General features: G+C 49.9%; 8 protein-coding genes and 1 tRNA gene. 2 read left to right on the top strand and 7 right to left on the bottom strand.

Annotated features, from left to right (window positions below; genetic code table 11):
• On the top strand, positions 1-854 hold an 854-nt coding region (locus RWJ43_RS05000; RefSeq protein ID WP_314008525.1), incomplete at its 5' end, for a GNAT family N-acetyltransferase.
• A gap of 130 nt (positions 855-984) precedes the next feature.
• On the opposite strand, the gene RWJ43_RS04995 is transcribed toward RWJ43_RS05000, so the two are convergent.
• From RWJ43_RS04995 to RWJ43_RS04985, 3 genes are all read right to left on the bottom strand, one after another.
• Positions 985-2,628, bottom strand: coding sequence for an FAD-dependent oxidoreductase (locus RWJ43_RS04995; RefSeq protein WP_314008524.1), 1,644 nt, complete (start codon positions 2,626-2,628; stop codon positions 985-987).
• Between the two features lie 16 nt (positions 2,629-2,644).
• Positions 2,645-3,208, bottom strand: a complete 564-nt coding sequence (gene ahpC / locus RWJ43_RS04990; protein WP_314008521.1) for an alkyl hydroperoxide reductase subunit C — start codon at positions 3,206-3,208, stop codon at positions 2,645-2,647.
• 146 nt (positions 3,209-3,354) lie between these two features.
• Positions 3,355-3,430, bottom strand: a tRNA-Val gene (locus RWJ43_RS04985).
• 271 nt (positions 3,431-3,701) lie between these two features.
• Here RWJ43_RS04985 and RWJ43_RS04980 point away from each other — a divergent pair.
• Positions 3,702-4,250 carry a DUF6609 family protein gene (locus tag RWJ43_RS04980; RefSeq protein ID WP_314008518.1) on the top strand — a complete coding sequence of 183 codons (549 nt, stop codon included), beginning with the start codon at positions 3,702-3,704 and terminating at the stop codon, positions 4,248-4,250.
• A gap of 7 nt (positions 4,251-4,257) precedes the next feature.
• Here RWJ43_RS04980 and RWJ43_RS04975 read toward each other — a convergent pair whose 3' ends face one another.
• The 4 genes from RWJ43_RS04975 to RWJ43_RS04960 form a co-directional block, all read right to left on the bottom strand.
• A complete protein-coding gene (locus RWJ43_RS04975; RefSeq protein ID WP_314008515.1) occupies positions 4,258-4,461 on the bottom strand; it encodes a hypothetical protein in 204 nt (67 codons plus the stop codon).
• Positions 4,462-4,558: 97 nt separating this feature from the next.
• On the bottom strand, positions 4,559-5,857 hold the full coding sequence (locus RWJ43_RS04970) for a lysylphosphatidylglycerol synthase transmembrane domain-containing protein (RefSeq protein ID WP_314008513.1): 1,299 nt from the start codon (positions 5,855-5,857) through the stop codon (positions 4,559-4,561).
• Between the two features lie 107 nt (positions 5,858-5,964).
• Positions 5,965-7,050 (bottom strand): tRNA 2-thiouridine(34) synthase MnmA, encoded by a 1,086-nt coding sequence (gene mnmA, locus RWJ43_RS04965; RefSeq protein ID WP_314008511.1) that lies wholly within the window; start codon positions 7,048-7,050, stop codon positions 5,965-5,967.
• Positions 7,038-8,237, bottom strand: coding sequence for a cysteine desulfurase family protein (locus RWJ43_RS04960; RefSeq protein WP_314008528.1), 1,200 nt, complete (start codon positions 8,235-8,237; stop codon positions 7,038-7,040). Before RWJ43_RS04960 ends, mnmA begins: the two co-directional genes overlap by 13 nt.
• Positions 8,238-8,240: the final 3 nt, after the last annotated feature.

Below are 8,240 nucleotides of genomic sequence, written 5' to 3'. Positions count from 1 at the left end.
AACGAGCTTTCTCACTCATTCGTTTGTATGGATTTAAAATCCACTCTCACTTAATGGTCAATCTTCTTGGGGCAACACCTGAAGCAGATAAACAGGACTTTAAAACATTTGTCACAGATCCAGGATTTCTCCCTGACGAGATTAAGCTCTACCCCTGTGCACTGGTATCTGGAACGCAATTGGTCCAGAAATACCGTGAGGGTGCATGGCAGCCATACGCCAAAGATGAGCTGGTAGACATGCTTGTTCAAGACATGCTTGCAACGCCTCCATACGTGCGCATTTCTCGTATGATCAGAGACATTAGTGCCACCGATATTCTGGTGGGAAACAAACATACCAACCTTCGTCAGATGGTTGAGCAGGAACTTACCTCTGAAGATGTTGCAAACCGCGTACAGGAGATTCGCTTTAGAGAGATTAACCAGCAGCAGGTACGTGCCGCGGAACTTACCCTTCAAGACTTTACCTACACTACCGCAGTCAGTGACGAGCACTTCCTGCAGTGGGTAACTGCTGACAATAAAATCGCAGGTTTCTGCAGGCTTTCGCTTCCCCACTGGGACAAACTAACCTCTGGCGTATGTGATGTTGCCGCCAATGAGCTGCTGGTACAGCCAGGTCAGGCCATGATCAGAGAGCTTCACGTGTACGGACAGGCGCTTTCGCTGGGCTCAGAAGGAATGTCTGCTCAACACCAGGGCTTGGGCCAAAAGCTTCTTGCCAAAGCCTCCTCTATCGCAGCACATGCGGGTTATACCAGTCTTAACGTTATTAGCTCAATTGGAACGCGCGCTTACTATCGTGCGCAAGGCTTTAACGATGCAGGTCTCTACCAGCAAAAAGCTCTGTAAAGGGGACGTGGCCTTGCACCTCTAGACAAGCTTCATACGCTTACTTCATACGTCGCAAAAAATGCCGAGAAGACCGTTGGTCTTCTCGGCATATTCATGAGCGCCACCCTCTCCTGGACGCAAATGGATCTTATGGAATGAGCGACAAAATCTGAGAGAGATTTTTCTTACCGAAGTCAACCTTCTGACCGTCGTTGATAACCAAGCAAGGAACGCTCATGACGTCATAGGTGTCTTTGAGCTCCTTGAAGTGATTGATGTCGTAGACATCGCAGGTGACCTGAGGATTGTCTGCAGCAATGCGCTGAGCGGCCACAACAACATCTGGGCACATGGTACAAGAGAGTCCCACCAAAACCTGAAGATGTGTCTTTGACTCAATAGCGGCAATAGATGCCTTATCCTCGTCACTGATAGGCTGACCAGGACCTGCAGCGTTGTAGAGTCCCAGTACAAATGAGGTGAACTCATGACCGCCAGGAACACCGTGGAACGCAAGGCCTGTTGGCGTGCCATCTTCTGCGCAAACGCGAACAACGGGAAGGTTCTTCTCGCCCGTGTCTGAGACCGTCTGGACACTCAGCTTATCGGTCATAGAAGAAAGCTCCTCCATGTACGCAACAAGTTCCTCAGAAACAGGCCTCTGATCAAGCTCAAGCTGAAGCACAAGCGGACGTGCCATGCGCTCAAAGACAGCGTTGAGCTGCGCTTTCATGTCGTCGGTGAAAAGCTCTCCAGAGGCAGAGGTGGTCTTGGCCGCAGGAGCCTCAGGAGCCTCCTTCTTGGACGAGATGCGCGTGACGTTCATCTGTGGAACAAGGCCAGTTTTCTCCTGAGCGCGCTTGATATAGCGCTCCATCTCGGTAGCGGTAGTTGCTGCCTGACCGATAGCCGTTGCAACCTGACGCAATGGCTTCTGACACACATCACCAGCACCAAAAAGACCCTCACGGGTTGTTTCTTGATGCTCGTTGGTGATCAGATAGCCGTAATCATCAGTCTGAGCCAGTTCTTTTACCAGGTCGGTCTCTGGCGCATAGCCCGCAAAGACAAAGACGCCAATAGAATCGCCATCTTCTGGAGCAAACGTGGTCTTCTCGCCCGTCTTGAGGTTCTTGTACGTAATAGACCTAAGTGCGGAATCTCCGGCAACGGATTCAACCTGCGTGTTGTACAGAACCGTAATATTTGGATTAGTGCGAGCAGCCTCGGACGACGCAGGGGCGCAGGTAAATGCTTCCTCGCGCACAAGAACCGTGACGTGCTTTGCGTACTTAGTTAGAAATACGCTTTCTTCTGCAGCTGCAAAGCCTCCACCAATGACAAAGACTTCCTTGCCGGTAAAGAACTCGCCATCGCAGGTAGCGCAGTACGCAACGCCGTGACCTTGGTAGTCCTCTTCTCCCACAAAGCCAATATGACGTGGATGTGCTCCTGTAGCGAGAAGAACGGAGAGGCAGGGACGCTCACCTTTGGTGGTGTGAACTACCTTGACATCTCCGGACATATCCAGGTCAGTGACTTCTGCCAGCAAAAACTCTGCGCCAAAGGCCTCAGCCTGCTTACGCATGGTTTCTGAGAGTTCAGAGCCACTAGTAGAGAAAACTCCCGGGTAATTAACGACCTCATTAGTAATAGTGATCTGTCCGCCAAAATGGTCCTTCTCGACAACTAGAACACGGTAGCGAGCGCGGGCCAGATAGAGGGCGGCGGTGAGCCCAGCTGGCCCACCGCCGATAATCACCGCGTCGTAGAGGTCTTTGACGTCGGTCATTGTAAGCTCCTAAATCTTAGAGCTGACCAACAAGGTCAAGACTTGGCTTCAGGGTCTCAGCACCTGGCTGCCACTTAGCTGGGCAGACCTGATCGCCGTGCTCTGCAACAAACTGTGCAGCCTGGAGAAGACGGAGAAGCTCCTCAGCGTTACGACCAATGCCACCAGCGGTGACAAGCTCAACCTGAATGACACCCTCAGGGTCAACGATGAAAGCACCGCGCTCGGCAAGGCCAGCATCCTCAATAAGGACCTCAAAGTTCCTTGCAAGAACGTGAGCTGGGTCAGCGAGCATTGGGTAGGTTACCTTAGAGATACGCTCGGACTCCTCGTGCCATGCCTTGTGGACAAACTCAGTGTCGCAAGAGACAGAGTAGACCTCTGCGCCAGCAGCCTGGAACTTGTCATAGTTGTTAGCAAGATCCTCAAGCTCAGTTGGGCAGACAAAGGTAAAGTCAGCTGGATAGAAGAAGAACAGGCTCCACTTGCCCAGTGTAGACTCCTTGCTTACCTCGGTGATGTCACCGTTCTGGAATGCGTTTACCTTAAAATCACCAATTTGCTTACCAATAAGAGACATAGTCAGTTCCTTTCTGTAAGTAAAACAATTTGTAAAACGTGCTAGTTAGAAGTTTACTCTCTTTAACTCTTTTGTCAATAACAATAATGATTACTATTTATATCCACAAAAAGAAACAGGCCAGATTACTCTGACCTGTGAACAGTTGGTGGGCGTTATAAGATTTGAACTTATGACCTCTTCCGTGTCAGGGAAGCGCTCGTCCCCCTGAGCTAAACGCCCGAATATGTTTGCTGCTGGGGATGCAGCAAGGGATATATTACGAGAAACCCGCCCCTCTTGCAACCGTCAAACTCAACTTTTTTAGAAATTTGCACAAGAGCGTCTCGTCAATGCATTGACGGCTATTTAAATACCGCGGGCTATCAAATGAATGACCGCCTTTTAAACCCGTACGTCTTCTGCACCTCAATTATTAAAAAATAGGCAACTGGATTGTAAAAGCATACGGTCAGAAGTATTATGGCAAGCGGTTCGATTGAGGGAGAAACTTATGAACTTTCTGGAATATAACAAAGACGAGAAGCTTCACTTTAATTATAAGAAATCATGCGGTCTCTGGTTAATTGTTGTAGCTCTCATCATTTTTGCAGCTACCGTAATAGGTGGAAAGCAGATTATCAATATGTCCGTATTTAGCTTTGGATATGTTGCAGCCTTCTTATCTATAAATACAAATAAGAAAGTTCTCAATAGATTTTCCGATGGTCCTTCAAGTAAGTTCCAGAACAAAATGTCTCTATACGCTGTGATTTTCTTATTCATTTTGATGTTTTTATTAGGTGGACCATTTTTTGCAACTGAAAACTGGAGACTTATTTGGTTGGGCGCGTTAATGGCCACGGCGCTGCACTTTTTCCTCTATTACTTTGTACACGGAAAATCGATGATCTATTTGGCTATACTCTGCGCCGTTAATGTTGGTATAGGTTATATTTTTCCAGACATCCCACTGACAATAACTGCCTATATTGATGCGGCAATTAAACTTGGCTTTGGAATATACCTGTTCTTTTTCTCAAAGCCAACTCAACAAAAATAACCTTCGCCTAGAGACCGTGTGCGTCAAACGTGTCCTTAACCAGTGCAACAAGCATTGGTATAAACAAAGCCACGCCTGCTAAGAGCATTGGATTGTCACGTACTTCCGGAATGTCCTGTAAGAAATTCTGCAGATCATAGACAAGACCAACGGCAACGGCAATAAGAATTGGTGCAAGAATTATCAGAATGGGTTTTGGTGTATTGCGCATAAGAGTACTTCCTTTACCAAGTGCTGCTCATACATCTGTCCTATAGAACAAACTCATGCATCAAGCCACATTCTGGCTTTTCTTTCTTATCTCTTCCCTACTTCTTACGCTTAACCTTAATTTGAATGCCAGAGGTATCTGGACGAGGCGATGTAGAAGCAACAGCGGGTTTCTCGCCATTTACAAAGGCCGAGAAACGCTGACGGAAGCGATTCCACTTATGGTAGATAGGCTCGTGATCGTGAGATCTGAGGCCCAAAAGCATGCTTGCTGCCAGAGTTGGAAGCAGATACTCGATAGCGCGCCAGAGTACAAAGCCTGCGGCAATTTCCTCGCCAAACATGTGACCAAACAGGAAGGCAAAGCCGCCCTCAGCGCCACCAGTACCACCAGGAAGTGGAATGGCCGAGGTCAAAAGCTCAAGCATTGAACCAGATGCAAGGCAGGTCAGAAGATCTGCGGGCTGGCCAAGTGCACGCAAGACAAAGTATGGAAGCGCATAGAGGCAACCCAGCTGAACCAAAGTAACCAGCAAGACAACACACATCTCTGGAATGTTCTTAGCGGCGGTCTTGAAGCCGTTTGAGAACTCATCTACCTGCGTGTTAATGATGCCATGCCAGTGGTCATAGCGCTTTACAATGCGCAAGCGTGAAAGAAGCCTTAAGCCCCAGTTGCCCACTGTCTTTACCATTTTAGGAAGCAGGCAAATGGCCAAGATAACTGCGACCATCACTATCTTTGCGCCGAACAAAATTACGCCAATAACCGTAACGTCGCCAAATTGCTCGTAGAAATAATTAGCCCTGAAGATAAGCATAAGAGCTGCAAAGATGCCCTCGCCCGCCTCGTACATAACAAAGCGTGTGAACTGTAGAGCACCTGCCTGGCCAACAGAAATACCTGCACGAGTCAGGCGATAAATCTGAGCGGGAGCAGCACCTGCACCATTTGGGGTGAGGTTCATGAAGAATATGCCCGACGCCTCAACGCTCATCAGGTCTCGAACACCAACGGGACTCTCGGGGTCTGTAATGACTGAAATTACATAGGCGAGAATACCCAGGAAATAGTAGACAAAGTAGCACAGAGCGCCAGCAATGAGCCAGCCTGTATCTACGTCTGCCAGAGCAACAACAAACTCATCAAACTGACCAGAGAAGACAATGTAGAGTGCATAAAGAATTACGACTGCAAAGAGAAAGAGGATGCTTTTTCTAACCTGACCAAAGCTCTCTTTTGCCTCTTCTACCTGCTCGGATGAAGAAGTAGGAGCAACACTAATCTTAGGTTTTTTAGTTGAAACACCCTTAACGGTTGTAGATCCAATCTTCACCGTTACCTGCGGTGTAGATGAGGGGTGCTCGGTTTCAGACGCGCCATCTGGGCGATCCATGGGCACCTCCTTGGACTCTGGATCACAATACGTGTACAGAAACAACACTCTATGCAGGTAGGCGATGCAACCTCAAAGGGTTTCTCGCCACCTACCTGCTTTTCATTTTACATGAACCGCTCAAGTATACTCTTGTCGGCCTCAATAATGCCACCGCCAACGACTTCCTGGCCGTTGTACAAAACCGCCGATTGACCTGCTGCAACAGTTTTTACCGGCTGGTCAAATTCAATAAATCCACATTGATTATCTGTGAGCGTAAACGTTACGGGAACCAGCGCGCCTGTGTGACGAGTTCTGACCACATACCTACCGTTAGCTGCAGGTTCTCCAGAAATCCAGTGCATGTCCGAGAGCTCCATGCGACAAGTCCACAGCGCAGGACAGTTGAGGTCAGAGGTTACGTAGACCACATTCTTAAGCGTGTCGGTTGCTACTACATAGCGAGCAGGGCCTCCACCAATGTTCAGGCCTTTTCTCTGGCCAACGGTAAAGAGAAACGCTCCGTCATGGGTGCCAAGAACCTTGCCTGTCTCCCACTCAATAACGTCGCCCTGCTTTTTCTTGAAGGTGTCCAGCAAAAACGTGCGCAAACCAACAGGACCAATAAAGCAAATACCGTCGGAATCTGGCTTAGTTTCTATGCCCAAGCCTCGCTCTGCGCACATAGCACGAACCTCTGCCTTAGTGGGAATGTGTCCAATTGGAAAGAGTGTTCTCTCAAACAAATGACCTGGTACACGCCATAGGAAATACGTCTGATCCTTGTGAGCGTCTGCGGCGCGCAGAAGTTTTTTGGTGCCAAGGACATTCTGAGCGTAGTGACCTGTTGCAACAAAATCTGCACCCTCAGCAAAGGCGCGTTCTGCAAGGGTGCCAAACTTTACCGTCTGGTTGCACATAACGTCTGGATTGGGCGTACGACCGTGCTCGTAGGCATCAAGCAGGTAATCCACAACGGTAGCCTTATACTCGGCTTCACAGTCCCACACGTCCAAATCAATGCCAAGCGTTACGCACACGCGCTCAGCGTCGGCCAAATCATCTGCCCAAGGACACTTAAAGCCGGGCAGGTCCTTGGACCAGTTGCGCATATAGATAGCCTTGACGTTATAGCCCGCCTCAAGAAGTAGAGCTGCAGAAAGCGCCGAATCAACGCCGCCGCTCATGCCAAGGTAAACTAGTTCTCCCATGTCACTCCTACACGAGCAGACTCCTGCTTGACGGCCTCGGCAATTGCCCAAGCTGCGTACAAGATGTCGTCTTCTGTGGTAGTTCTTCCAAGCGTTAACCTGAGGCTTCCCGCTGCTACTTCTCGCGGTACCCCGATTGCCTCGAGCACGTGAGATATTTGCATTTTTGATGCAGCGCACGCAGAGCCCGTTCCCACTGACACGCCCAGGCGCTCAAGCAAAATAACCAGACGACGAGCTTCAAGCCCCGGGAACGAAACGTGCAGCAAGTTAGGGAGCCTCAGCTTGGCGTTCTTTGGTCCCGAGACAATCATCTGCGGGAACTCCGCGCAAAGCAGCGTCTGCAGCTGATCTCTAAGGCGAGAAACCCGCTTTGCCTCGTCAGTGCGAGTCTCATCTGCAAGCGCTAAAGCACACGCAAAACCAATGACGCCCGCGACGTTCTCTGTACCTGAACGAACGCCGCCCTCTTGCCCACCGCCGAGCACCAGCGGCCTTAAGCGCACGTCATCGGAAGCCCACAGAAGGCCTACCTGCTTGGGACCAGAAAGCTTTGCAGCAGAAAGCGTCAGCATGTCCACGCCCAACGACGACACGTTTACGCTCAAGTACGCCGCCGCCTGAGAAGCGTCTACGTGCAAGTGCAGCGGACGAGTCTCCCCTGCTGCTAGCCTGCGTGAGCGCTCCTTGGCAAGCACCTGCGAAATCTCTCGGATAGGCTGAATGGTGCCAATCTCGCCGTTTGCAAGTTCAATAGAAACCAGCTCGGTCTCTGGCTTGAGTGCTTTTACAACCCGCTCTGGGTCCACACGACCATCTGCTTCTACGCGGAGCGTCTTGTGCGAGAAAATCCCTGCGCACGCTAGAACGCTCTCATGCTCAATGGCGTCAACGATAACGTGAGCGTCTTCCGAAACAGTTGCAAACGCCAGGTTGTTGGCCTCTGTAGCACCTGCCGTGAGTACCACGTTTCCTGGACGAGCGCCGATAGCGTGCGCCAAGACAGCACGTGATCGTTCTACCTCGTCACGAACCTGGCGAGACAGCGCATACGGTGCCGATGGGTTATAGAACTTCTCGGTAAAGTACGGAATCATTGCATCGACTACACGCGGATCCATAGGTGTAGCTGCGGCAAAGTCCAGGTACACGTTGCCTGTTGGATGTTCTGGTTTTGCAGAAGGTATTTG

Source organism: Lancefieldella parvula (genome assembly GCF_963530955.1).
Classification (GTDB): domain Bacteria; phylum Actinomycetota; class Coriobacteriia; order Coriobacteriales; family Atopobiaceae; genus Lancefieldella; species Lancefieldella parvula_A.
Note: the sequence above shows the minus strand (reverse complement) of the source record. Positions and strands in the feature narration are given on the sequence as shown.